This window comes from Hydrogenophaga sp. (assembly GCF_025699295.1).
In the GTDB taxonomy this organism is placed as follows: domain Bacteria; phylum Pseudomonadota; class Gammaproteobacteria; order Burkholderiales; family Burkholderiaceae_C; genus Hydrogenophaga.
Genome location: NZ_JAILWB010000016.1, coordinates 96,497 through 119,714, shown reverse-complemented (window position 1 = coordinate 119,714; position 23,218 = coordinate 96,497). Strand labels below are relative to the sequence as shown.

Annotated in this window: 22 protein-coding genes, 2 pseudogenes and 1 riboswitch; of the genes and pseudogenes, 13 read left to right on the top strand and 11 right to left on the bottom strand. The window is 69.5% G+C overall.

Features of this window, described 5'->3' with window-relative positions; genetic code table 11:
* The 9 genes from gcl to K5880_RS17380 all read left to right on the top strand — a co-directional run.
* A partial coding sequence (gcl, locus tag K5880_RS17420; RefSeq protein ID WP_297655187.1) for a glyoxylate carboligase occupies window positions 1–1,725 on the top strand: 1,725 nt, incomplete at its 5' end.
* Window positions 1,726–1,755: 30 nt separating this feature from the next.
* Window positions 1,756–2,577, top strand: a complete 822-nt coding sequence (gene otnI / locus K5880_RS17415; RefSeq protein ID WP_297655184.1) for a 2-oxo-tetronate isomerase — start codon at window positions 1,756–1,758, stop codon at window positions 2,575–2,577.
* Complete coding sequence (locus tag K5880_RS17410) at window positions 2,574–3,485, top strand: 2-hydroxy-3-oxopropionate reductase (protein ID WP_297655181.1); 912 nt, start codon at window positions 2,574–2,576, stop codon at window positions 3,483–3,485. The genes otnI and K5880_RS17410 overlap by 4 nt, the downstream gene beginning before the upstream one ends.
* Before the next feature lie 72 nt (window positions 3,486–3,557).
* Window positions 3,558–4,883 carry a glycerate kinase gene (locus K5880_RS17405; RefSeq protein ID WP_297655177.1) on the top strand — a complete coding sequence of 442 codons (1,326 nt, stop codon included), beginning with the start codon at window positions 3,558–3,560 and terminating at the stop codon, window positions 4,881–4,883.
* 87 nt (window positions 4,884–4,970) lie between these two features.
* Entirely contained in the window at window positions 4,971–5,621 is a 651-nt protein-coding gene (locus K5880_RS17400) for a DUF3348 family protein (protein WP_297655174.1), read from the top strand.
* 9 nt (window positions 5,622–5,630) lie between these two features.
* Window positions 5,631–7,490, top strand: coding sequence for a hypothetical protein (locus K5880_RS17395; protein ID WP_297655171.1), 1,860 nt, complete (start codon window positions 5,631–5,633; stop codon window positions 7,488–7,490).
* Complete coding sequence (locus tag K5880_RS17390; RefSeq protein WP_297655206.1) at window positions 7,490–8,179, top strand: OmpA family protein; 690 nt, start codon at window positions 7,490–7,492, stop codon at window positions 8,177–8,179. Before K5880_RS17395 ends, K5880_RS17390 begins: the two co-directional genes overlap by 1 nt.
* Window positions 8,172–8,690, top strand: a complete 519-nt coding sequence (locus tag K5880_RS17385) for a DUF2894 domain-containing protein (RefSeq protein WP_297655168.1) — start codon at window positions 8,172–8,174, stop codon at window positions 8,688–8,690. Before K5880_RS17390 ends, K5880_RS17385 begins: the two co-directional genes overlap by 8 nt.
* Before the next feature lie 171 nt (window positions 8,691–8,861).
* Window positions 8,862–9,194: an RNA-binding protein gene (locus K5880_RS17380; RefSeq protein WP_297655165.1), complete on the top strand. Its 333-nt coding sequence runs from the start codon at window positions 8,862–8,864 to the stop codon at window positions 9,192–9,194.
* A 58-nt stretch (window positions 9,195–9,252) separates the two neighbouring features.
* On the opposite strand, the gene K5880_RS17375 is transcribed toward K5880_RS17380, so the two are convergent.
* The 5 genes from K5880_RS17375 to K5880_RS17355 form a co-directional block, all read right to left on the bottom strand.
* Window positions 9,253–9,717 carry a DUF1801 domain-containing protein gene (locus tag K5880_RS17375; protein WP_297655162.1) on the bottom strand — a complete coding sequence of 155 codons (465 nt, stop codon included), beginning with the start codon at window positions 9,715–9,717 and terminating at the stop codon, window positions 9,253–9,255.
* Window positions 9,714–11,027 (bottom strand): DUF2254 family protein, encoded by a 1,314-nt coding sequence (locus K5880_RS17370; RefSeq protein WP_297655159.1) that lies wholly within the window; start codon window positions 11,025–11,027, stop codon window positions 9,714–9,716. Before K5880_RS17370 ends, K5880_RS17375 begins: the two co-directional genes overlap by 4 nt.
* 74 nt (window positions 11,028–11,101) lie before the next feature.
* Window positions 11,102–12,076: a tripartite tricarboxylate transporter substrate binding protein gene (locus K5880_RS17365; RefSeq protein WP_297655156.1), complete on the bottom strand. Its 975-nt coding sequence runs from the start codon at window positions 12,074–12,076 to the stop codon at window positions 11,102–11,104.
* A 42-nt stretch (window positions 12,077–12,118) separates the two neighbouring features.
* Entirely contained in the window at window positions 12,119–12,481 is a 363-nt protein-coding gene (locus tag K5880_RS17360; RefSeq protein WP_297655153.1) for a hypothetical protein, read from the bottom strand.
* Entirely contained in the window at window positions 12,478–13,842 is a 1,365-nt protein-coding gene (locus K5880_RS17355; protein ID WP_297655150.1) for an acyclic terpene utilization AtuA family protein, read from the bottom strand. Before K5880_RS17355 ends, K5880_RS17360 begins: the two co-directional genes overlap by 4 nt.
* Window positions 13,843–13,906: 64 nt before the next feature.
* Here K5880_RS17355 and K5880_RS17350 point away from each other — a divergent pair, with 64 nt between their 5' ends.
* On the top strand, window positions 13,907–14,797 hold the full coding sequence (locus K5880_RS17350) for a LysR family transcriptional regulator (protein WP_297655147.1): 891 nt from the start codon (window positions 13,907–13,909) through the stop codon (window positions 14,795–14,797).
* Window positions 14,798–14,843: 46 nt separating this feature from the next.
* Here K5880_RS17350 and K5880_RS17345 read toward each other — a convergent pair.
* From K5880_RS17345 to K5880_RS17335, 3 genes and pseudogenes are all read right to left on the bottom strand, one after another.
* Window positions 14,844–14,984: pseudogene (locus tag K5880_RS17345) on the bottom strand (VOC family protein); the annotation flags it as partial.
* A 19-nt stretch (window positions 14,985–15,003) separates the two neighbouring features.
* On the bottom strand, window positions 15,004–15,774 hold the full coding sequence (locus tag K5880_RS17340) for an ABC transporter permease (RefSeq protein WP_297655144.1): 771 nt from the start codon (window positions 15,772–15,774) through the stop codon (window positions 15,004–15,006).
* A complete protein-coding gene (locus K5880_RS17335) occupies window positions 15,771–16,739 on the bottom strand; it encodes an ABC transporter ATP-binding protein (RefSeq protein ID WP_297655141.1) in 969 nt (322 codons plus the stop codon). The genes K5880_RS17340 and K5880_RS17335 overlap by 4 nt, the downstream gene beginning before the upstream one ends.
* A gap of 55 nt (window positions 16,740–16,794) precedes the next feature.
* Between K5880_RS17335 and K5880_RS17330 the strand changes: the two genes are divergently transcribed.
* The gene (locus tag K5880_RS17330; protein WP_297655138.1) at window positions 16,795–17,889 is read left to right on the top strand and encodes a PA0069 family radical SAM protein; all 1,095 of its coding nucleotides are present in this window, start codon (window positions 16,795–16,797) and stop codon (window positions 17,887–17,889) included.
* 4 nt (window positions 17,890–17,893) lie between these two features.
* Here K5880_RS17330 and K5880_RS17325 read toward each other — a convergent pair whose 3' ends face one another.
* From K5880_RS17325 to thiC, 3 genes and pseudogenes are all read right to left on the bottom strand, one after another.
* Window positions 17,894–18,085 carry an oxidoreductase-like domain-containing protein gene (locus K5880_RS17325; RefSeq protein WP_297655203.1) on the bottom strand — a complete coding sequence of 64 codons (192 nt, stop codon included), beginning with the start codon at window positions 18,083–18,085 and terminating at the stop codon, window positions 17,894–17,896.
* 54 nt (window positions 18,086–18,139) lie between these two features.
* Window positions 18,140–18,361, bottom strand: a pseudogene (locus K5880_RS17320) (DUF1653 domain-containing protein); the annotation flags it as partial.
* Window positions 18,362–18,380: 19 nt separating this feature from the next.
* Complete coding sequence (gene thiC, locus K5880_RS17315; RefSeq protein WP_297655135.1) at window positions 18,381–20,291, bottom strand: phosphomethylpyrimidine synthase ThiC; 1,911 nt, start codon at window positions 20,289–20,291, stop codon at window positions 18,381–18,383.
* 108 nt (window positions 20,292–20,399) lie between these two features.
* A riboswitch (TPP riboswitch) is annotated at window positions 20,400–20,511 on the bottom strand.
* A 110-nt stretch (window positions 20,512–20,621) separates the two neighbouring features.
* On the opposite strand from thiC, the gene K5880_RS17310 reads away from it, so the two are divergent.
* Both K5880_RS17310 and K5880_RS17305 read left to right on the top strand, forming a co-directional pair.
* The gene (locus tag K5880_RS17310) at window positions 20,622–21,923 is read left to right on the top strand and encodes a GTP cyclohydrolase II (protein ID WP_297655132.1); all 1,302 of its coding nucleotides are present in this window, start codon (window positions 20,622–20,624) and stop codon (window positions 21,921–21,923) included.
* Window positions 21,920–23,197: a URC4/urg3 family protein gene (locus K5880_RS17305; protein ID WP_297655128.1), complete on the top strand. Its 1,278-nt coding sequence runs from the start codon at window positions 21,920–21,922 to the stop codon at window positions 23,195–23,197. The genes K5880_RS17310 and K5880_RS17305 overlap by 4 nt, the downstream gene beginning before the upstream one ends.
* The last annotated feature ends 21 nt before the right edge of the window (window positions 23,198–23,218 follow it).

The following is a 23,218-nucleotide window of genomic DNA, read 5'->3' as shown; positions in this document are numbered from 1 at the left end:
GCCTTCGGCGTGCCCGGCGCCGCCATCAACCCGTTCTACGCGGCCATGCGCCAGCGCGGCAGCATCGGCCACATCCTGGCGCGCCACGTGGAAGCGGCCTCGCACATGGCCGAGGGCTACACCCGCGCGCGCGCCGGCAACATCGGCCTGTGCATCGGCACCAGCGGCCCGGCGGGTACCGACATGATCACCGGCCTGTACTCGGCGCAGGCCGATTCCATCCCCATCCTCTGCGTCACCGGCCAGGCGCCGCGCGCGCGCCTCTACAAGGAAGACTTCCAGGCGGTGGACATCGAGAGCATCGCCAAGCCGGTCACCAAGTGGGCGGTGACAGTGCGCGAGCCCGCGCTGGTGCCGCGCGTGTTCCAGCAGGCCTTCCACCTCATGCGATCGGGCCGCCCCGGCCCGGTGCTGATCGACCTGCCGTTCGACGTGCAGATGGCCGAGATCGAGTTCGACCCCGACACCTACGAGCCGCTGCCGGTCTACAGGCCGGCTGCGAGCCGCAAGCAGGTGGAGAAGGCGCTGGACATGCTGGCCGCGTCCACCAAGCCGCTGATCGTGGCCGGCGGCGGCATCATCAACGCCGACGCGGCCGACCTGCTGGTGGAGTTCGCCGAACTCAGCGGCGTGCCGGTGATTCCCACGCTCATGGGCTGGGGCACCATCCCCGACGACCACCCGCTGATGGCCGGCATGGTCGGCCTGCAGACCAGCCACCGCTACGGCAACGCGACCCTGCTCGCGAGCGACTTCGTGCTCGGCATCGGCAACCGCTGGGCCAACCGCCACACCGGCTCGGTCGAGACCTACACCAGGGGCCGGAAGTTCGTGCACGTGGACATCGAGCCGACGCAGATCGGCCGTGTGTTCGAACCGGACTTCGGCATCGTCTCCGACGCCAAGGCCGCGCTCGAACTGTTCGTGCAGGTGGCACGCGAGCGCAAGGCTGCGGGCCACTGGCCGAGCTACGCCAGCTGGGCCGGCCGCTGCGCCGAGCGCAAGCGCAGCATGCTGCGCCAGACGCACTTCGAGCAGATCCCGATGAAGCCGCACCGCGTCTACGAGGAGATGAACGCCGTCTTCGGCCGCGACACGATCTATGTGAGCACCATCGGCCTGTCGCAGATCGCGGGCGCGCAGTTCCTGCACGTCTACGGCCCGCGCCAGTGGATCAACTGCGGCCAGGCCGGCCCGCTGGGCTGGACGCTGCCGGCCGCGCTGGGCGTGGTCGCGTCCGATCCGACGAAGAACGTCGTCGCGCTCTCGGGCGACTACGACTTCCAGTTCCTGATCGAGGAACTCGCGGTGGGCGCGCAGTTCAACCTGCCCTACGTGCACGTGCTGGTGAACAACGCCTACCTCGGGCTCATCCGCCAGAGCCAGCGCGGCTTCGACATGGACTACTGCGTGCAGCTCGCGTTCGACAACCAGAACATGGCGGCGGACACGGAGGGCCTGCGCGGCTACGGCGTGGACCACGTCGCCGTGGTCGAGGGCCTGGGCTGCAAGGCCCTGCGCGTGACCGATCCGGCGAAGCTGCAGGGCGCCCTGCGCGAGGCGCAGCAACTGGCCGCCCGGCACCGCGTGCCGGTGGTGGTGGAATGCATACTGGAACGCGTCACCAACATCGCCATGGGCACCGAGATCGACAAGATCAACGAATTCGAGGCGATCGACTGCCGCGCGCCGCAGGGTCTCGAAACGGTTGGTCTGCTGGACTGATTCATCAAGAACAAGACGAGGACACATCACATGCCGCAATTCGCCGCCAATCTCTCCATGCTCTGGAACGAGCTGCCCTTCCTTGACCGCTTCGGCGCCGCCGCGCGCGCCGGCTTCCAGTCGGTCGAGTTCCTGTTTCCCTACGACTTCCAGCCCGCCGAGATCGCGCAGCGCCTGCGGGAACACCAGCTGCAGCTGGTGCTGCACAACATGCCGCCCGGCGACTGGGCGGGCGGTGAGCGCGGCATGGCTTCGCTGCCCGGGCGCGAGGACGCGTTCCGCGCCGCCGTGGCGACAGGGCTGGCCTATGCGACCGCGCTGGGCACGCCCCACCTGCATTGCATGGCCGGCATTCCGCCCGCGGGCGTGAGCGAGGCGCAGGCGCGCGCCACGCTGGTGAGCAACCTGCGCTTCGCCGCCGACGCCGCGAAGCAGCAGGGTGTGCGCCTGCTGCTCGAACCCATCAACCACTTCGACATGCCGGGCTTCTTCGTCAACCGCCCGCGCCAGGCCATCGCGCTGATGGACGAGGTCGGCTCGGACAACCTGTTCCTGCAGTACGACATCTACCACGCGCAGCGCATGGAGGGCGAGTTGATCAACACCATCCAGGCCCTGTTGCCGCGCATCGCCCACATGCAGCTGGCCGACACGCCCGGCCGTCACGAGCCGGGCACGGGCGAGATCCACTACCGCCACGTGTTCGATGCCATCGACGAGGCCGGCTACCGCGGCCACATCGGCTGCGAATACAAGCCGCGCGACGGCGGCCCCGGCGGCACCGACCGGGGGCTGGCCTGGGTGGCCGCGCACGGCCAGAAGCTGCAGACACGCGAAGGAGTGCCCGCATGACGGACAAGAACGGACTCCAGGTTGGCTTCATCGGCCTGGGCATCATGGGCGCGCCCATGGCGCTGAACCTGCTCAAGGCCGGCCACCGGCTCTTCGTGGCCAGCCGCGGCAAGATCCCGGCGGCCTTTGCCGAGCAGGGCGCCACGGTCTGCACCAACGCCACCGAAGTCGCGCGGCGCGCCGACATCGTCATCTGCATGGTGCCGGACACGCCGCATGTGGAGGACGTGCTGTTCGGCGAGACCGGCGTGGCCAAGGGGCTCGGCAAAGGCAAGCTGGTGATCGACATGAGCTCGATCAGCCCCACGGCCACCAAGGCCTTCGCGCAGAAGATCAACGCACTCGGCTGCGACTACCTCGACGCGCCCGTCAGCGGCGGCGAGGTGGGCGCCAAGGCCGCCAGCCTGACCATCATGGTGGGCGGGGCGCCCGCCGCGTTCGACCGCGCCCGGCCGCTGTTCGACGCCATGGGAAAGAACATCACGCTCGTCGGAGGCAATGGCGACGGCCAGACCACCAAGGTGGCCAACCAGATCATCGTCGCGCTCAACATCGAGGCCGTGGCCGAGGCCCTGCTGTTCGCCAGCAAGGCCGGCGCCGACCCGGCCAGGGTGCGGCAGGCGCTCATGGGCGGCTTTGCCGCCAGCCGCATCCTCGAAGTGCATGGCGAGCGCATGGTCCGGCGCAGCTTCAACCCGGGTTTCCGCATCGAGCTGCACCAGAAGGACCTGAACCTGGCGCTGCAGGGAGCGAAGGAACTGGGCGTGAGCCTGCCGCACACCGCCAGTGCGGCCCAGCTGATGCAGAGCTGCGCCGCGCACGGCATGGCCGGGCTGGACCATTCCGCGCTCTGCCGCAGCCTGGAAATGATGGCGAATCACCCCATCGCCCCGGATCCGCAGGCCTGACGTGTCTTCACTCCCTCTCCCCCTGGGAGAGGGCAGGGGAGAGGGCTGCCCCCGGCACTAAACTCTCCCCCCATGCTCCAGCCGACCCCCGCCCCCAGCCTGCAAGACCCCCGCGCCCTGCTGCGCCACCTCTACGACGTGGCGGTGCAGCGTGCACTGCCCCTGCACAACACCGCCGCCAGCCTGCCGAAGCCACCGAAGGGCCGCACCCTGGTGCTCGGCGCCGGCAAGGCCGGTGGCGCCATGGCGCAGGCGGTGGAGGCGCTGTGGCCGGCCGACGCGCCGCTCTCGGGTCTGGTCGTCACGCGCTACCACCACACGCCGCCCCGGCCCGAAGGCCTGGCGCAGCGCATCGAGGTGGTGGAAGCCTCGCACCCGGTGCCCGACGCGGCCGGGCTGGAAGCGGCACAGCGCATCCTGCAGCTCACGCAAGGGCTCACGGCCGACGACCTGGTGCTGTGCCTCATCTCCGGCGGCGGCTCGGCCCTGCTCACCTTGCCCTGCGAAGGCCTCACGCTGGAAGACAAGCAGCGCATCAACCGCCAGCTGCTGGAGAGCGGCGCGCACATCGGTGAAATGAACACCGTGCGCAAGCACCTCTCCGCCATCAAGGGCGGGCGTCTCGCCGCGGCCTGCGCGCCCGCGCGCGTGGTCACGCTGACCATCAGCGACGTGCCGGGCGACGACGTGAGCGTGATCGCCAGCGGCCCCACCGTGGCCGATGCCTCCACCTGCGCCGAGGCGCTGGACATCCTGCGCCGCTACCACATTGACGTGCCCGCCGCCGTGCGAAAACAGCTGGAGAGCGGCACGCTCGAAACCCCCAAGCCCGGCGACCCGCGCCTGCAGGGCCATGCGGTGGAGCTCATCGCCACGCCGCAGCAAAGCCTGGAGGCGGCCGCCGAGGCCGCGCGCGCGCTGGGCCTGAATGTGGTGGTGCTGAGCGACGAGATCGAGGGCGAGTCGCGCGAGGTCGGCAAGGTGCACGCCGCCCTGGCGCGATCGACCGCGCTGGGCCGCAGCAGCTTTCCGAAACCCTGCGTCATCCTCAGCGGCGGCGAGACCACCGTCACCGTGCGACCCCGCGCCGAGGGCCAGCCCCGGGGCCGTGGCGGGCGCGCGGGCGAGTTCTGCCTCGGCCTGGCGCAGGCGCTGGGCGGGCAGGGTGGCGTCTGGGCCCTCGCGGCCGACACGGACGGCATCGACGGGGTGGAGGACAATGCGGGTGCGCTGGTCACGCCCGACACACTGGCCCGGGCCGGCGCAAAGGGACTGAAGGTCACCGACCACCTGGCCCGCAACGATGCCTACGGCTTCTTCGAGCCGATAGGCGACCTGGTCATCACCGGGCCGACGCACACGAACGTGAACGACTTCCGGGCGGTGCTGGTGCTGTGACACCCACCTGCCCGGGCAGGTGCTGACCGGGCGGACCCACACACTGGATGTCGAACAGCGCCCGCAAGGGCGCTCAGGAACGTTTTCTTGCGCAGCAACTTCAACCAAACCGCGCTGGTGCGCCAGCTGGCGGCCTGGCTGCCGGCCCCGGCGCAAGCCCCCCGGCAGGACATCGCCGAGCGCCTGGGCCAGTGGCTCAACGTGGCCGATGCCATCGCGCTGCATGCGGCGCTCCAGTCGCTGCCGGGCGTGAAAGTGGCGCGGCGCACGTCCAGCGCCGGTGCGGGCGAGGCACGGGCCGCGCTGGAACGGGTGCGCGACACGCTGAGTCGCGCCATCGCCGCGCCACCCGCGCTCGCCATCACCGCGGACGACGCGGAGTTCGCTCCTCACCACCAGCGCTGCCTGGACCAGCAGCGCCGCATGGAAATGGCCATCGACGCGCTGCGCGATCACCTGCGCCGCACCCTGACCCAGGCATCCCCCCGGCTGGCGCAGCTCGCCACGCTCGACGCCACGCTGGACCAGATGCTCGGCGGGCGCGAGCAGAAGCTGCTGGCCGGTGTGCCGGCCTGGCTCAAGGCGCGCTTCGAACAACTGCGCCAGTCGCACCCCGATGACTGGCCGCCCCTTTTTGAACACGAAATCCAGCAGACCCTGCTGGCCGAGCTGGACCTGCGGCTGCAGCCCCTGCTGGGCCTGGTCGAGGCGCTGGACGCCGCACCCGCCATGAACTGAATGCCTTCCATGAACGACAGTCCCACCGCCCACCGCCTGTTCCTGATCCTCGCCTTCGTCCTGGGCCTGCTTGCCATCGGCTGGGTGGGTGTGGGTTTCGTCGGCACCAGCGGCACCGCCCTGGCCATGACGGTGCTCATCGGCGGCGTCTACCTGCTGGGCGCGCAGGAGGTCCGGCGCTTTCGCCAGACCACCGCGTCGCTGGCCGAGGCGCTGGCCCGTGTGCCGCAGCCGCTGGACAGCCTGGGCGACTGGCTCGCGCGCAGCGTGCCGCCCGCGCTGCGCCACGCGCTGCGCCAGCGCATCGAGGAAGGCCGCGGCGCCTTGCCGGGCCTGGCGCTCACGCCCTACCTCATCGGCTTGCTGGTGATGCTGGGCATGCTGGGCACGTTCCTGGGCATGGTCGTCACCTTCAAGGGCGTGCTGTTCACGCTCGAAGGTTCGGCCGACCTGCAGGCGATCCGTGCCGCGCTGGCCACGCCGATCAAGGGGCTGGGCCTGGCCTTCGGCACCTCGGTGGTGGGCGTGGCCACCTCGGCCATGCTCGGCCTCATGGCCGCCCTCAGCCGGCGCGAGCGCACGGCCGTGGTGCGCCAGCTCGACGCCTTGACCGCCACCGTGTTCCACCCGTTCTCGCTCGCGCACCAGCGCCAGGCCACCTTCACCGCACTGCAGCAGCAGGCCGGCGCCCTGCCGGCCGTGGCCCACCAGCTGCAGGCGCTGATGGAACAGATCGAGCGCCGCGGCCAGCAGCTTGACGAGCAGATGCTGGAGCGGCAGGCCCGGTTCCACCGCGAGGCCAGCGAGGCCTACAGCGGCCTGGCCGCCTCGGTGGAACGCTCGCTGAAAGACAGCCTTGCTGCCAGCGCCCGCGCGGCGGGCGAGAGCCTGCAGCCGGTGGTGACGCAGGCCATGGCCGCCGTGGCGGAGGAAGCCAGCCGCCTGCAGGAGCGCACCAGCGAGACCGTGCAAGCCCGGATGGCCGGCGTGACCGAACGGTTCGACGCCTTTGCCGGCGCCTTCGAGCAGCGCTGCGCCGCGCTCGTCGACGGCGTGCAGGACACCCTGACCCGCTCGCACACCGAACAGCGCAGCGCCGAGCAGCAGCAGCAGACCGCCTGGACCCAGTCGCTGCAGAGCCTGGCCGCCACGTTGCAGGGCGAATGGCGGCAGGCCGGAGCGCAGTCCCTGGCACAGCAGCAGGCCGCGCTGCAGGCACTGGAGCGCACCGCCGCGCAATGGCGCGACGAACTGGCCAGCCTGCGCAGCGAGGAAGCCGCACGCGGCCAGGCCGCCGTGCAGCACCTGCTGGACACCGCTGCCGAGGCGCCCCGGGCGGCGGCCGAAGTGATCGCGCAACTGCGCAGCGACATGAGCCAGCTCACCGAACGCGACAACGCCGCGTTGCAGGAACGTGCCACGCTCATGCACCACATCGACGCCCTGCTGCAGTCCGTGCAGCAGGCCACGGGCGAACAGCGCGCCGCCATCGAAACGCTGGTCACCTCGGCCGGCGCCGTGCTCGACCAGGTGGGCCGCCAGTTCGCCGAGACCGTGGGCGCGCAGGCCCTGCGCGCCGAGGACGTGGCCGCGCAGGTGCATGGCAGCGCGATCGAACTCGCCAGCCTGGGCGAGGCCTTCGGCCATGGCGTGCAGCTGTTCAGCAGCACGAACGAGAAGCTCATCGACAGCCTGCAGCGCATCGAGGGCGCCGTCAGCCAGTCCATCGCGCGCAGCGACGAACAGCTGGCCTACTACGTGGCGCAGGCGCGCGAGGTGATCGACCTGAGCATCAGTGCACAACAGGGCATCGTGGAAGACCTGCGCCGGCTGCGCACCGCGCCGGCCGCCGAGAGAAAGGCCGCGTGATGATCGGCCTGGACGACCGCCACCTCGACCTGGCCGGACAGGGCGACGACGATGGCTCTGACCCCACCTCGCCCGTGTGGGCCGTGTTCGGCGACCTCATGTCGGGCCTCGTGGGCGCCTTCGTGCTCATCCTCATCGGCGTGCTCGTGCTGCAGATGGACCTGGTGGCCAGCCTGCAGGCCGAGGTGCAGAAACGCCAGCAGGAGGAGCAACGCCGCATGGCGCTGGAGAAGGCACTGGCCATTCCGCTGCAGAACGGGCGCGTCACGCTGGCCAACGGGCGCATCGGCATCAGCGGCAGTGTGCTGTTCGCGCTCAACTCGGACGAACTGCGCCCCGAAGGCCGGCAGATCCTGCGCAGCCTGGTGCCGCCGCTGCAGGTCTATCTGGGCGAGCGCGACGAGCTGCTGATGGTCAGCGGTTTCACCGACGACCGCCCGGTGCAGTCCGGCAACCGGCGCTTTGCCGACAACCTGGAACTTTCGGCGCAGCGCGCGCTGACGGTGACGCGCGCCCTGATCCAGGAAGGCATGCCGCGTGAGCGCGTGTTCAGCGCCGCCTTCGGCGCCGAACAGCCCGTGGCCAGCAACGTGGAAGAACAGGGCAGGGCGCTCAATCGCCGCGTGGAAATGGCGCCCGTGCCCCGGGCCACGCAGGCCCGGCCGTCGAAGGTGTCCGGCCGTGACTGACGCCCAGGCCGTTCACGCCCATTACGTCGCTGCCCTGACCCGGCGCATGCAGGGCGCGCCTGCGGCGGTGCAGCGGGTGCTGCAAGGCAAGCTGCAGCGCGCTGCGCACGCGACCGTTGGTCCGGAGCGGGTCGAAGGGCTGGCCCACTCCGGCACCGGTATCCCGAACCCTTCGCCCCTGGCCCGGCTCCATCTGCACATCACCCAGGCCACCGGCACGCCATCCGGCGCCACGCGGGAACTCAGGAGCGCGCAGGGTTTCCGTGAAACCTGGGCCCGTGTCCGTGCCGAGGAGGATGTGACCGAAGCGGTGCAACGAGGCCCCGAGAACGCCGGCCCGCTCAATTCGCACATGCTCGTGCTGCGCTCCCTGGGCCTGCTGCGCGAGCTCTCGCCCGACTATCTGCGCCGCTTCATGGCCCATGCGGACACGCTGTTGTGGCTGGATGAGGCGGGCGGGCTGCTCAGGCCACCGGCCGGCAAGGGAAAACCCGGGCGACAGAAAAAGTGAGCGCAAAGGGCACGAAGCCACCGAATGTGGCGCATACTCCACCCTCGCGCGTCAGAAGACGTGCGTTCAAGTCAGGTGAATGGTCAGTTTCGCGCGCTACGGCGTCACTTTCGGGTTGGTTGTGCTTTCGGGACCCCATCGCTTTGTTTCTGCATTTTTGAGGAGTCCCCCATGGGCAACAAACTTTATGTCGGCAACCTGCCGTACACCGTCCGCGACGAAGATCTGCAACAGTCGTTCTCCGAATTCGGTTCCGTCACCAGCGCCAAGGTGATGATGGAACGCGACACCGGTCGTTCCAAGGGCTTCGGCTTTGTCGAAATGGGCAGCGATGCCGAGGCGCAAGCCGCCATTTCCGGCATGAACGGCCAGTCCCTGGGTGGCCGCAGCGTCACCGTGAACGAAGCCCGTCCGATGGAGGCCCGTCCTCCCCGCACCGGCGGCTACGGTGGTGGCGACCGCTCCGGCGGTGGCGGCTACGGCGGCGGCCGCGGCAACTACTGAGCCACGCCCGGCTCGGCGGACCCGGTTTCGCGCCAGGTCCCGCAAAGGTGAAAAGGCTTCAGCGCTTCGGTGCTGAGGCCTTTTTCTTTGCTGCTGCCTGCGGTGCGGCGCGCGCGCGCCGCTTCTGCAGGTGGTAGGTGAGCGAGGCGGCAATGCACAGCGCCAGCGCGTCTTGCGGCATCCTGCCCTGGACCGGGAGCAGCAGGGCCCGGTTGCCTTCGAAACGGAATTCCTGCGGAAACAGGGTCCTGAACGTGTCCACCAGCGTGGTCTGGCAGTTGAAGTACATCGCGCAGTGCCCGGGGTCGTTCGGCTTCCAGTCCAGGCGAACGGTGCTGCCGGCCTTGCTCCGGGAGACATAGGCCGGTTCGCCCCATTTGAGTGTCTCCTCGATCTCGCCCACCCCCTCGGTGTCCGCGGCGGTGCGGAAAATCAGTTCCCTCAGTGCCATGAGTTGGCGGCGTGCCGGGTGCGGGTAGTTGGCGAACCGGGCCTCGACGCCTGCGTGGGCAAAAGGCGTCATGGGCATCCTGTCGCAGTGCGATCCGGTGTTTCCATCGGCACCTGCTGGTCCAGCTCGCGCGCCAGTTTCCGCCAGCCCTGCAGGTCGACCGCATCGGCGCCAGCGCGTTCGGCCCGGGCCAGGGTGTTGCGCACCAGCGCCCGCGCCTGGTCGATCACCCCGGGAGGCGCGTTGAGCATGAGCGCTTCCAGATGCCGGAGCAACTGGTGGATGACTTCGTCGTGGTCCAGGCCGTTGCGCGCAATCGGTTCGTAGGCCAGCACCACCAAGGCTTCGAGAGGCGCGGCCACGGCGCTGACGCGGTGGAACCGGTCGGCATCCGGATCGGGCGGCGTGGCCAGGGTGCGCACGAGCAGCCGGGTCTGGCTGCCCAGGACCGCGATGGCGGTGCCGGGGTCGTTGACCGCGGGCGAGAGCGCGCGCTGCGCGATCTCGGCCAGCACGATCAGGCCGTAGCCGGCGTCCTGCTCGATGGTGCGTTCCGGCCCGACGACGAAGGCGTCGCGCACCGCGCTGGCCAGCGGCTCGCCGGGTGGTCCGGGCGCGTCCGGGGATGCGCTCAGCCACGCCAGTGCCGCAGCCGGGTGGACAAGATCGCCCGGGCGGGCGGACACGTGCACGCGGGCCTCGTGTGCCTCTGCCAGGGTCTGCAGGGCCTGGACGTCGACGAACTGCACGTGGCCGGTGCGCGTGGCATGCACGGGCCACGCACCCTGCGGCGGGCCTTCGGCCGCCAGCGCGCCGGACAGCGGTTGCCGGGCATGCTGCTCCAGCGCCTGCCAGGCCGCGCGTTCCACCGTGGCGATGGTGTGCGCCACCTGCCCGATGCGCGAGAGCACGTCGATGTAGCTCATGAAGGAGACGATCACCCAGGCCAGCACGCCAAGCGCGCTGGCGAACAGCACGAGCCGGCCGGCCGGACCGTACTGCCCCACACCCATGGCGATCACGCCCACCATCGAGAAGATGAAAGCCGCCAGGAACACCGCCACCGCCTTCTGCGAACGCGGCTCGGCCACCACGAGGCGGGTGGCGCGCGGCGTGCCGGCGTTCGCGGCCGAGGCGTAGGCGCTGGCCAGCACCGACAGGGCGAAGGTGCTTACCACCAGCATGCTCGACGCCATGATGCGCAGCAGATCGTCCACCACGTCGGCGTTCACCCGGGGCAGCCAGTCCACGGGCACCCACTGGTCGGCAATGGCCGACGCGACGGCCACCGCCACGGCTCCCACGCTCCACAGCGCGGGTCGCCACCACAGGGTCTGGTGCAGACGCCCCCAGAGAAGGCGCAGTCGGTCAAGGTCGGGCATGCGGCAAGCGTACCCGAAGGGTGGCGGGCGAGGGCGCGACGCCCGCCGCCGTCAGGCCATGTCGGCCTGCACCGTCATTCGGCCTCGATGCCTGCGGCCTTGATCACCCGGCCCCACATTTCGGTCTCGCTGGCCTGGAATTTCGCCAGGTCGGCGGAGGATGTCGGGAACACCTCGCCACCGCTGCTGGCGAAGAACTGTCGCACCGGCTGGCTGTCGATGGCCTTGTGCAGCAGGCCGTTGAGCCGGGCCACCACGGGAGCCGGCGTGCCGGCCGGCGTGTAGGCCGCGAACCAGTAGCCCATCTCGTAGCCTTTGACCCCGGCTTCGCTGATCGTGGGCACGTCGGGCAGCGCGGCCATGCGCCGGGCCGAGGTCACACCCAGCGCGCGCACCTTGCCGGTGGTGATCTGCGGCATGCCGGTGGAGGCGTCGGTGAACATCATGGTGATCTGGCCGCCCAGCAGGTCGGTGATGGCCATCGGGTTGCTGCGGTAGGGCACATGCAGGATCCTGACGTCGGCCATCTGCTGGAACAGCTCGCCAGCGACGCGGCTGGACGAACTGCCGCTGCCGAACGACAGCTTGCCGGGCGACTGTTTCGCGGCGGCCAGCACGTCGGCCACGCTCTTGTACGGCGCGTCGGCCCGCACGACCATGATCTGACCGCCCTTGCCGATGCCGGTGATGGGCGTGAAGTCCTTCACCGCGTCGTACGGCAGCTTCTTGTAGAGGTGCTGATTGGCCGCGTGCGTGGTGTTGGTGGTGATCATCACCGTGTGGCCGTCGTTGGCCGCCTTGGCCACCGCCTGCGCGGCGATCATGCCGCTGGCGCCGGCCTTGTTGTCCACCACCACGGCCTGCCCGGTCTGCTCGCTGACCGACTGGCCCAGCGCGCGCGCCAGAATGTCGGTGGCGCTGCCGGCGGCGAACGGCACCACGAAGGTGATGGGCTGGGTTGACGACGTGGCCTGGGCCATGGCGCCCGGCAAGGCGAGTGCCGAGGCGATGGCGACCGCGGCGTGGCGGCGGGTGAATCTGTGTGTCATGTCTGTCTCCTTGTTGGATGGGGATGGGAAACGGAAACTGCCTCAGTCCGAGGGACCGCGCAGATGGGAAACCAGGTGGGCGGGAATCTCGAGCTCGAGTTCCAGCAAATGGAATGACAGCGCCTTGCCGTGGCTGTCCAGGTTCAGCGCGTCGTTCACGCCGCCGTCGAGCACGTCGTCCAGCACGAAGTTCATCGCATGCAGGTTGGGCAAGAGGTGGCGCACCACCTGGGTGGGGGCGCGGTGACGGAAGTGCGCGGCCACGCGCTCGGGCGTGATCTGCGCTTCGATGAGGGGGTAGAGCGCATCGCTCCAGGCGATCACGCTGATGTTGGAGCGGTCGCCCTTGTCGCCGGTGCGGCCGTGCGCGGCGCGCCAGAGGGGGACGGTGAGGGCGGTGCTCATGGTGCCGTGTCCTCCAGCAGGTCAAACCCCGTGGGCGCGTGCTCGCGGTCCAGCGGGCAGGAAATGGTGCCCAGCGTGGGGCGCAGGGCCGTTCGAACACCGCCTCCACCGGCCGGTCCGCAGGTGTAGAGCGCATTCACCTCGCGCATCAGGCGTGTGGCCATTCCCTTGTCGGCATGGCGCGTGGCCACGCGCAGGCGCACATCGGTGGCCGATCCGGCCGGGGTGTTGTGCAGCCAGCGGCCTCGGTCGTCGGCCAGCACGCTGGCCACGCCGATGAGGTCGATGCGCAGCGGGCCGATGCCATGCAGGCGCTGGGTCAGGATGTCGGCGGCCAGGCGCGCGCGGTGTTCCGCGCGTGCGCCGGCGTAGGAGATCTCGCCCTCGGCCAGCCAGCCGGTTTCAAAGCACACGTTCACCTTCAACGCGTCCGGCCTGCCATGGCCACGCACCCCGGAGAGGCGAACGCGGCCCGGGCCGACCTGCCCGACGCGGGCCTGGGTGATGTCGGCCACCACGTCCGGTGTGAGGTAGGCGGCGGGGTCGTGCACTTCGTAGAGCAGCTGTTCCTTGACCGTGTGCTCGTCGACCACGCCACCGGTGTCATCGGGCTTGAAGACCGTGCAGCTGCCGTCGTGTTCGATGGCAGCGATCGGGTAGCCCACGCGTGCGAGGTCGGGCACGTCCTTCACACCGGGGTCGGCGTAGTAGCCACCGGTGACTTGTGCGCCGCATTCCAGCAGATGCCCGGCCATGGTGGCGCCGGCGATGCGGTCCCAGTCGTCCATCGGCCAGCCGTGGTGCGCCAGCGCCGGCCCGAGCACGAGGGAAGGGTCGGCCACCCGGCCCGTCACCACCACGTCCGCGCCGGCCCGCAGCGCATCGGCGATCGCCTGCGCGCCGATGTAGGCGTTGGCGCTGATGATGGCGCGGCCGGCGAGCTGCGACCGCAGTGCGGGTGTCATCAGCGTGCCCGCCAACCGCTGCGCCACGTCGTCGCCATGCACGACAGCGACCCGTGGCGCGCGCAGACCGAGTTCCCGTGCGATCGCCTGGATGCGCAGGCCCGCGCCTCGCGGGTTGGCGGCGCCGAAGTTGCTCACGATCGGAATGCGGTGCGCCAGGCAGCGCTCGAGGATCGGCCGGATCAGATCGTCCAGCAGCGGTTCGTAGCCACCCTCCGGGTCCTGCAGGCGTGCCAGCTGGGCCAGCGCCAGCGTGCGTTCGGCCAGGGTTTCGAAGATGAGGCAGGCCGGCCCGCCGATGCGGATCAGGGCATCGACAACCGCACTCGCGGCGTCGGTTCGGTCGCCGGAGAAGCCGGCGGCCGAACCCACATGAATCACTGTTGTACTTGCCATGCCGCGCACTGTAGGCGCCGCTCAATCATCTGTGAAACTCAAATATCATATATATTGATCCGCAATGCAGATCAATCTGTCCACCCGCGAACTGCGCGCCTTCGTCGCCCTGGCAGAACACCGGAACTTCACACGCGCCGCCGCGCTGTGCCACCTGTCGCAACCCGCTTTCTCCGCGCTGATCCGTTCTCTGGAGGACAACCTGGGCGGGCGCCTGTTCGAGCGCACCACCCGGCATGTGGAGCTCACCGCGGAGGGCGAAGCGTTTCTGGATGCCGCCCTTCGCCTGATCAAGGACACGGACGTGGCCATCGATGGCGTGCGCGATCACGTGGCACGCCGGCGGGGCCGCGTGGCCCTGGCCGTGCTGCCGTCGCTGGCCGCGGGCTGGCTGCCGCCCTTGCTCGCGCGCTTTCATCGGGACTACCCGGGCATCGAACTCGACGTGGCCGACGTGCTGTCCGACGAATGCCTGGAGCGGGTGCGCTCGGGCCGGGCCGACTTCGCGCTCGCCTCTTCCCGTACCGAGGCGGCCGAGCTTCGTGCCGAACGCTTCTGTTCGGATGACTTTCACGTCGTGTTCCCCGAGGGGCATGCGCTGGCCGCTGCCAATGGCCCTGTTCGCCTGGGCGAACTGCATGCCTTTCCCGTTGTCCAGCTGGCGCGGTCGAGCAGCGTGCGGCAGTATGTCGAGGCGGCGATCTATCCCAATCGCATGCGCACGGTGCTCGAGCTGGAGCAGCTCAGCACGGTGGCGTGCATGGTGCAGGCGGGCCTGGGTATCACCATCGTGCCCTCACTGACCCTGTTCCACTTCCGCCTGCCCGGCCTGCTGGCGCGCAAGGTGCGCTCCGCGGGGCTCAGGCGGCAGGTGTTCATGGTGCGCCGCTCGGACCGCTCGCTGTCGTCGGCCGCTCAGGGCCTGCATGCCCTGTTGATGCAAAATCGGCCATGAGAAGCCACGGCCCTGCGCGCGCTCAGCCCAGTGCGGCCAGCCCCGGGTTGAAGAAGGCGACCGCGCCGTTCTCGAATTCGGCGCCGATGATGCCCTGCGTGGGCCAGCCCAGGCCATCGCGGTAGAAGGCGATGGCGCGCTCGAGGTCGTCCACGCCGAGGGTGATGACGGTGATGCGGGGTTGCATGGCGCGTCCTTTCCGTGGTTCAGCGCCGCAGCTTGTACCCGGTCTTGAACACCCACCAGATGAAGCCCAGGCAAGCCGCCATGAACACCAGCGTCATGCCGGTGCTAACGGCAATGTGCACATCGGCCACGCCGTAGAAGGCCCAGCGGAAGCCGCTGATGAGGTAGACCACCGGGTTGACGAGCGAGACCGTCTGCCACAGCGGCGGCAGCATGTTGATGGAGTAGAACGCGCCGCCCAGAAAGGTCAGGGGCGTGACCACCAGCAGCGGGATCACCTGCAGTTTCTGGAAGTTGTCGGCCCACAAGCCGATGATGAAACCGAACAGGCTGAAGGTGACTGCGGTGAGCAGCAGGAAGCCCACCATCCAGACCGGGTGTTCGATGTGGTACGGCACGAAGAAGCGAGCGGTCAGCAGGATGAGCAGGCCGAGCATGACCGACTTGGTGGCCGCCGCGCCGACATAGCCCAGCAGCACCTCGATCCAGGACACCGGCGCCGACAGCAGTTCGTAGATCGTGCCCGACCACTTGGGCATGTAGATGCCGAACGAGGCGTTGGAGATGCTTTCGCTCAGCAGCGAGAGCATGACCAGGCCGGGGATGATGAAGGCGCCGTAGGTCACGCCGTCGATGTTGCCCATGCGCGAGCCGATCGCGGTGCCGAAGACGATGAAATACAGGGAGGTGGTGAGCACCGGTGCGACGATGCTCTGGGTGATGGTGCGGAAGGTGCGCGCCATCTCGAAGCGGTAGATGGCCCTGATGCCATGGATGTTGAGCCGGCTCATGCGCGTGCCTCCTGGGGTTTGCGCACGAGGCTGACGAAGATGTCCTCGAGCGAGCTTTCGCTGGACTGCAGGTCCTTGAAGGCGATGTTGTGTTCGGCGAGTTCGCGCAGCAGGTCGGGAATGCCGCTGTCGTCCTCCTGCGAGTCGAAGGTGTAGGTGAGGGTGTGGCCACCGCCCGAGAGTTCCAGCGGCCAGCGCGCGAGCGCCTCGGGCACGCGCTCCATGGGTTGCTGCAGGCTGAGTGCGAGCTGCTTCTTGCCGAGCTTGCGCATCAGCACGTTCTTGTCTTCCACCAGGATCAGTTCGCCGTGGTTGATGACGCCGATGCGGTCGGCCATGTCCTCGGCCTCCTCGATGTAGTGGGTGGTGAGGATGATGGTGGTGCCGTTCTCGCGCAGCTCGCGCACCATGCGCCACATGTCGTGCCGCAGCTCCACATCCACGCCCGCGCTGGGTTCGTCCAGGAACAGGATCTTCGGTTCGTGCGACAAGGCCTTGGCGATCAGCACGCGCCGCTTCATGCCGCCCGAGAGCGTCATGATCTTGTTGTCCTTCTTGTCCCAGAGCGAGAGGTCGCGCAGCACCTTTTCGATGTAGGCCGGGTCGGGCGCCTTGCCGAACAGGCCGCGGCTGAAGCTGACCGTGGCCCACACGGACTCGAAGGCGTCGGTGTGCAGTTCCTGCGGCACCAGGCCAATGGCCGCGCGCGCGGCGCGGTAGTCGCGCACCGTATCAAAGCCGTCGGCGGTCACCACGCCTTCGGTGGCGTTGGAGATGCCGCAGACGATGCTGATGAGGGTGGTCTTGCCCGCGCCATTGGGGCCGAGCAGGGCGAAGATCTCGCCGCGGCGTATGTCGAGATCGACGCTTTTGAGCGCCTGGAAACCGCCCGCGTAGGTCTTGCTCACGCCACGCACGGACACGATGGGGTCGACGGTGCTGGCCGCCGCTGAAGAAATAGCCATGGAGCCTCCTGAAGCGCTGCACTCTAGCACTGTTTTTGTGTACAGTGATCGATCCATGCCGAACGTCCACATTCCCATTCAGGCCATCAAGGGCCGGGGCATCAGCCACGCGCAGCCGCACCGCTTTCTGCGCGACGCGCGCGAAGCTTTCGACGACGGCTGGGGCGCGCTTGATCAAAGGGCCCTCGCGCAGGGCGAGGCGCCGCCCCCGGCCACCGAGGTCACCTGGGAAGACTGCAGGAGCGCGATCACGAAGAACGACTCGCCCGACATCGGCTTCCACCTCGGGCTCAACCCTTACCGGGGCTGCGAGCACGGGTGTGTGTACTGCTACGCGCGACCCACGCACAGCTACCTCAACCTCTCACCGGGGCTGGACTTCGAGACGAAACTGATCGCCAAGCGCAACATCGCCGCGGTGCTCATGCGCGAACTCGCCAGCCCGCGCCATGTGCCCGGCCTGCTGGCCATCGGCACCGTGACCGATGCCTACCAGCCCGTCGAGCGCGAGCTGCGGCTCATGCGCGACGTGCTCCAGGTGCTGGCCGAGGCGCGGCACCCGCTGGCCATCGTCACCAAGGGAAGCGGCGTGGAACGCGACATCGACCTGCTCGCGCCGATGGCGGCGCAAGGCCTGGCGGCGGTGTACGTCACCGTCACCACGCTGGACGCGAAGCTCGCGCGCATCCTGGAGCCGCGCGCCGCAGCGCCGCACCGACGCCTGCGCACCATCCGCACCCTGGCCGAGGCCGGCATCCCGGTGGGTGTGAGCGTGGCGCCGCAGATTCCCTTCATCAACGAAGACATGGAACAGGTGCTCGAAGCCGCATGGGAAGCCGGCGCGAGCCGCGCCTTCTACACCGTGTTGCGCCTGCCCTGGGAACTCGGCCCGATGTTCCGCCAGTGGCTGGACCTGCACTACCCGGACCGCGCGGCACGCGTGATGGCGCGCGTGCAGGAGATGCGCGGCGGCAAGGACTACGACGCAGACTTCGCGCAGCGCATGAAGGGCGCCGGCATCTGGGCCGACCTGATCCGGCAGCGCTTCGACAAGGCCTGCCGGCGGCTTGGCTACAACCAGGAACGCGAGCCGCTGGACACTTCGCAGTTCAAGCCGCAGGCTTTGCGCGCGCAGCAGGAACTGTTCTGAGCGCTCAACGCGAAGCTGCCAACACCCGCTCCAGCGCATCCTCGCGCCAGTGGTGCAGCGCGGTGTAGTAGCCCTCCCACACGCAGCCGTTGCAGCCACGCCCGCAACAGGTCTCGGGTTCGGGTGGCGGCGGGCGCAGGGCGGCATCCAGATCGATGCCGCGCCGTTGTGCCAGGCCGCGCAGGTGCACGATCAGCGCCTGCGCGGTGGCCAGGTCGGCCAGTGGCACCTGCGCCGGGTCGTGTGGCGTGAAGCGCGGCTGCTCGCAACCCTCGAACACACCTACCTCGGCGAACATCGCCGCCGGCCGCACCCACAGGCCCCAGCCGCCGTACAGCGCGCGGTACAGCGTCATGCCCTGCAGGGTTTCGCTGCAGCGCACGGTGTCCAGCACTTCATACCAGCCACCCTTGTAGTGGCGGTACAGGCCGGGTGGCGTGGGGTGCAGCAGGGGCAGGTCGTCGTCGTTCATGGCGGCGAGTGTAGAAGGCTCAGGTTTTCCTCAAGAGCGACTCCACGGGCACATAGAACTCTCCGCCCGCGGCCTTGAACTCGGCCGATTTTTCCTCCATGCCACGGGCGAGGGCTTCGGCCTCGCTCAAGCCCTGCTTTTCGGCGAAGTCCCGCACGTCCTGCGTGATCTTCATCGAGCAGAACTTCGGCCCGCACATGCTGCAGAAGTGCGCCTCCTTGCTGCTGTCCTTGGGCAGGGTTTCGTCGTGGAAGTCGCGTGCGGTGTCCGGGTCCAGGCCGAGGTTGAACTGGTCGTGCCAGCGGAATTCGAAGCGCGCCTTGCTCATGGCGTCGTCGCGCGCGCGGGCACCCGGGTGGCCCTTGGCGATGTCGGCCGCGTGCGCAGCGATCTTGTACGCGATCAGGCCCTGCTTCACGTCGTCGCGGTCGGGCAGGCCCAGGTGTTCCTTGGGCGTCACGTAGCACAGCATGGCCGTGCCCATCCAGCCGATCATGGCCGCGCCGATGGCGCTGGCGATGTGGTCGTAGCCCGGCGCGATGTCGATGGTGAGCGGCCCCAGCGTGTAGAACGGTGCCTCGTGGCAGTGCTTGAGCTGCTCGTCCATGTTGGCCTGGATCAGGTGCATGGGCACGTGGCCCGGCCCTTCGATCATGGTCTGCACGTCGTGCTTCCACGCGGTCTGCGTGAGTTCGCCCAGCGTCCTGAGTTCGGCGAACTGCGCTTCGTCGTTCGCGTCGGCAGCGCTGCCGGGGCGCAGGCCGTCGCCGAGCGAGAAGCTCACGTCATAGGCCTTCATGATTTCGCAGATCTCGTCGAAGTGCGTGTACAGAAAGCTCTCCTGGTGGTGGGTGATGCACCACTTGGCCATGATCGAGCCGCCGCGCGAGACGATGCCGGTGCGCCGGTGGGCCGTGAGGTGGATGAAGGCCAGGCGCACGCCGGCGTGGATGGTGAAGTAGTCCACGCCTTGTTCGGCCTGCTCGATCAGCGTGTCGCGGTAGATCGCCCAGGTGAGGTCTTCGGCCGCGCCGCCCACTTTTTCCAGTGCTTGGTAGATCGGCACCGTGCCGATGGGCACCGGGCTGTTGCGCACGATCCAGTCGCGCGTCGTGTGGATGTTGCGGCCGGTGGAGAGGTCCATCACGTTGTCCGCGCCCCAGCGGATCGCCCACACCAGCTTGTCCACTTCCTCCTCGATGCTGGAGGTGACCGCCGAGTTGCCGATGTTGGCGTTGATCTTCACCAGGAAGTTGCGCCCGATCGCCATGGGCTCGACCTCGGGGTGGTTGATGTTGGCCGGGATGATGGCGCGCCCGCGCGCCACCTCGTCGCGCACGAACTCGGGTGTGATCACGTCCGGGATGCGCGCGCCCATGGGGTTGCCGCGCAGGCGCGCCTCGCGAGCGGTGTCGCCCAGGTACTCGTCCATCCACTCGCGTTGGCCGTTCTCGCGCACGGCCACGTACTCCATCTCGGGCGTGACGATGCCGCGGCGCGCGTAGTGCATCTGCGTCACGTTGGCGCCTGACCTGGCGCGGCGTGGCGCGCGCTGCAGGCCGGCGGCCTGTGCGCGCAGCGCTTCGATGCGCTCGATGGTGGTGTCGTTCTGGCGGGCTTCGTTCTTCACGCCGTCGTCCAGTGCCTGCCGCGCGCGGCCGGCGTAGGTTTCGGTGTCGCGGCGCGCCGCGATCCACGCGCCGCGCACATCGGGCAGCCCGCGCGTCACGTCGATACTGGCCGACGGTTCGGAATAGGGGCCCGAGGTGTCGTACACCACGACGCGCTCGCCGTTGGTGAGTGCGATCTCGCGCATGGGCACGCGCACGCCGGACTGCTGGCCGGGCACATGGATCTTGCGGGAGGCGGGGAAGGGCTCGCGGCTGCGGGCGAACTGGGCGGCGAAGGGGATCTTGTCGGGGGCGTTCATGGCGGGGTCTCCGGTTGGGGGGCTGCGTCAAGCTCCGGAGACCGCCCGCCAGACCACGCGCCCCGCGCGACTCACCCCTGGGCGGGGTGGTGCGGGAGGTGTGCATGCCCTGGTGGCGTGCGCTCTTCTTTCGCCGGTACTAACCGGATCAAGTTCGCGGGTTTGGCCTTGCGGCCATCTCAGCGCGGGTCTTTCGACCCGTGCACCCCGGAGCAGCGGCCAGTATAGCCAGCGGCATGCGGACACAGACACGCGCGGGGCTTGGCATCCAACTTGCTCACGCGTATCGTGAGCCCCATGCCCGCCGCATGGCGCAATACAAGGTGTCTCATGTCCGACGACTCTTCCACTCCCGCAGCCGGCATCGACGCGGTCCCCGCGTCGCCCCGATCGCCGCATCCGCGCCACATCCGCCTGACCTCGCATTCGGGCGGCTTCGGCGGCCTGCCCATCCAGTGGGGCGCGGCCACGGCGCGCGAGCGCGGGCCGGTGGTGGGCACCACGCTCACCATCGGCAACCGCAACGTGATCGGCACGCACAGCGGCAGCTACAGCGTGTACCGCGCGCTGGCCGTGGCCGCGGGCGCGCTCAAGCGCGAGCACCGCGCCGACCTGACCAACACCGCGCCCACCGACATCATTGGCCCCTATCCGCAGTGGGCCGACCCGGAGAAGATCGTCAGCCTCGACCCCTGGGGCGCGGTGATCGCCGACGTGTATTCGAACGAACTGGAAGCCGGCTACGACATCCGGCCCACCATTGCCGTGACCAAGGCGCACGTGATCCTGCCCGAGGTGATCGAGGCGCTGCAGAAGGGCCGGCTCCAGCCCGATGGCAAGTTCCTCACGCCGGGTGGAGCGGCGGTGGTGACCAAGGTGGCGGTCGAGCCCGTGTGGTACCTGCCCGGCGTGGCCAGGCGCTTCGGCTGCACAGAGGCCGAGTTGCGCCGCGTGCTGTTCGAGGAAACCGGCGGCATGTACCCCGAGCTGGTCACCCGCTCTGACCTGGAGGTGTTCCTGCCGCCCATTGGCGGGCAGACGGTCTACATCTTCGGCAACCCGCGCGACCTGGCCAACCGCGACGTGGAGCTGACCGCGCGCGTGCACGACGAGTGCAACGGCTCGGACGTGTTCGGCTCGGACATCTGCACCTGCCGGCCCTATCTGACGCACGCGATCGAGGAATGCATCCAGGGCGCGCAGCGCGGCGGCGTGGGCCTGGTGGCCTATTCGCGCAAGGAAGGCCGCGCGCTGGGCGAGGTGACCAAGTTCCTGGTCTACAACGCGCGCAAGCGCCAGGTGGGCGGTGACACGGCCGACCAGTACTTCGCGCGCACCGAGTGCGTGGCCGGCGTGCAGGACATGCGCTTCCAGGAGCTGATGCCCGACGTGCTGCACTGGCTCGGCGTGACGAAGATCCACCGCCTCGTTTCCATGAGCAACATGAAATACGACGCCATCACCGGCTCGGGCATCGAGGTGGGCGTGCGCGTCAACATTCCGGACGAACTCATTCCCGCCGACGCGCGCGTGGAGATGGACGCCAAGATGGCGGCGGGCTACTTCACGCCCGGCGCCGTGCCCGACGCCGAGGAACTCAAGCTCGCCAAGGGGCGGGCGCTCAACGGATGACCCGCTTCGCCGAATCCGTGCCCGCAGGCACGCCCGACACCTCCACACCGGCCGGTGCCGCGCAGGCGCTGCGCAGCACCGTGGCGGTGCGCGAACGCGCGCGTTTCCTGCTGGCGCGTGCCCGCGCGGGCCGCTCGCGGCACTTCGCGGTGAACGACGGCGCGCTGGCGGGCGCGGCGCGCACGGTGGCCGAACTCACGCGCGCGCGCTTCCCGGACCTGCGCATCCCGTACCACAGCCGCTGGCGCCACTTCGAGGCCGGGCAGGTGGACCGCGCGGGCCAGCTGGACGCGCTGCTGGGCCCGGTGGACGCGGCCGCGCGCGCTCGGGCGCAGATCGACCTGGCGCTGGTGAGCGTGCTGCTCGACGCCGGCGCGGGCGCCGACTGGCGCTACGCCGAAGCGGCCAGCGCGCAAACCTTCTCGCGCTCCGAAGGCCTGGGCGTGGCGAGCTTCCATGCCTTCACCAGCGGCCTGTTCTCCAGCGACCCGCAGCAGCCCCTGCAGGTGGACGCGGCCGGCCTGAGCGCGCTGACCACGGCGCAGCTGGGCGAGGCCTTCCAGGTGAGCGAGGCCAACCCGCTGGTGGGGCTGGAGGGGCGCGCCGACCTGTTGCGCCGCCTGGGCGCGGTGCTCGCGCGCCAGCCCGGCACCTACGGCCCGCTGGGCCGGCCCGGCGGCCTGTTCGACGCGCTGCTGCACCCGCTGGGCGGCGGGCCCGTGCCCTCCGTGGAGGTGCACGAGCTGCTGGACCTGCTGCTGACCACGCTCTCGGACATCTGGCCGGCGCAGAACGCGATCGACAGCGAAGCCCTGGGCGACTGCTGGCGCCACCTGGACGTGCCGGGCGAAGGCCTCACGCACGGCTGGATGCCGTTCCACAAGCTGTCGCAGTGGCTCACCTACTCGCTGCTGGAGCCCTTCGAGTGGGCGGGCGTGGCCGTGCGCGGCCCGGACGCGCTCACCGGCCTGCCCGAGTACCGCAACGGTGGCCTGCTGATCGACGCCGGTGTGCTGCGCCCGCTGCCGCCCGACCACGCCACCCGCGTCTGGACGGCGGGCGACGTCTTCATCGTCGAATGGCGCGCGCTCACCGTGGCCCTGCTCGACGAACTCGCGCCGCTGGTGCGCGCCGAACTGGGCCTGCCACCCGAGCGCATGCCGCTGGCCTGCGTGCTAGAAGGCGGCACCTGGGCCGCCGGCCGCCTGCTCGCGCAGCGCCTGCGCGGCGGCGCGCCCCCGCTGCACATCGCCAGCGACGGCACGGTGTTCTGACCTCTCCCGCTTCTTCGCCAC

Excerpts from the sequence above, each read along its gene's own strand:
- otnI (WP_297655184.1), top strand. The coding sequence starts at position 1,756 with ATGCCGCAATTCGCCGCCAATCTCTCCATGCTCTGGAACGAGCTGCCC.
- K5880_RS17410 (WP_297655181.1), top strand. The coding sequence starts at position 2,574 with ATGACGGACAAGAACGGACTCCAGGTTGGCTTCATCGGCCTGGGCATC.
- K5880_RS17405 (WP_297655177.1), top strand. The coding sequence starts at position 3,558 with ATGCTCCAGCCGACCCCCGCCCCCAGCCTGCAAGACCCCCGCGCCCTG.
- K5880_RS17395 (WP_297655171.1), top strand. The coding sequence starts at position 5,631 with ATGAACGACAGTCCCACCGCCCACCGCCTGTTCCTGATCCTCGCCTTC.
- K5880_RS17390 (WP_297655206.1), top strand. The coding sequence starts at position 7,490 with ATGATCGGCCTGGACGACCGCCACCTCGACCTGGCCGGACAGGGCGAC.
- K5880_RS17380 (WP_297655165.1), top strand. The coding sequence starts at position 8,862 with ATGGGCAACAAACTTTATGTCGGCAACCTGCCGTACACCGTCCGCGAC.
- K5880_RS17375 (WP_297655162.1), bottom strand. The coding sequence starts at position 9,717 with ATGACGCCTTTTGCCCACGCAGGCGTCGAGGCCCGGTTCGCCAACTAC.
- K5880_RS17370 (WP_297655159.1), bottom strand. The coding sequence starts at position 11,027 with ATGCCCGACCTTGACCGACTGCGCCTTCTCTGGGGGCGTCTGCACCAG.
- K5880_RS17365 (WP_297655156.1), bottom strand. The coding sequence starts at position 12,076 with ATGACACACAGATTCACCCGCCGCCACGCCGCGGTCGCCATCGCCTCG.
- K5880_RS17360 (WP_297655153.1), bottom strand. The coding sequence starts at position 12,481 with ATGAGCACCGCCCTCACCGTCCCCCTCTGGCGCGCCGCGCACGGCCGC.
- K5880_RS17355 (WP_297655150.1), bottom strand. The coding sequence starts at position 13,842 with ATGGCAAGTACAACAGTGATTCATGTGGGTTCGGCCGCCGGCTTCTCC.
- K5880_RS17350 (WP_297655147.1), top strand. The coding sequence starts at position 13,907 with ATGCAGATCAATCTGTCCACCCGCGAACTGCGCGCCTTCGTCGCCCTG.
- K5880_RS17340 (WP_297655144.1), bottom strand. The coding sequence starts at position 15,774 with ATGAGCCGGCTCAACATCCATGGCATCAGGGCCATCTACCGCTTCGAG.
- K5880_RS17335 (WP_297655141.1), bottom strand. The coding sequence starts at position 16,739 with ATGGCTATTTCTTCAGCGGCGGCCAGCACCGTCGACCCCATCGTGTCC.
- K5880_RS17330 (WP_297655138.1), top strand. The coding sequence starts at position 16,795 with ATGCCGAACGTCCACATTCCCATTCAGGCCATCAAGGGCCGGGGCATC.
- thiC (WP_297655135.1), bottom strand. The coding sequence starts at position 20,291 with ATGAACGCCCCCGACAAGATCCCCTTCGCCGCCCAGTTCGCCCGCAGC.
- K5880_RS17310 (WP_297655132.1), top strand. The coding sequence starts at position 20,622 with ATGTCCGACGACTCTTCCACTCCCGCAGCCGGCATCGACGCGGTCCCC.
- K5880_RS17305 (WP_297655128.1), top strand. The coding sequence starts at position 21,920 with ATGACCCGCTTCGCCGAATCCGTGCCCGCAGGCACGCCCGACACCTCC.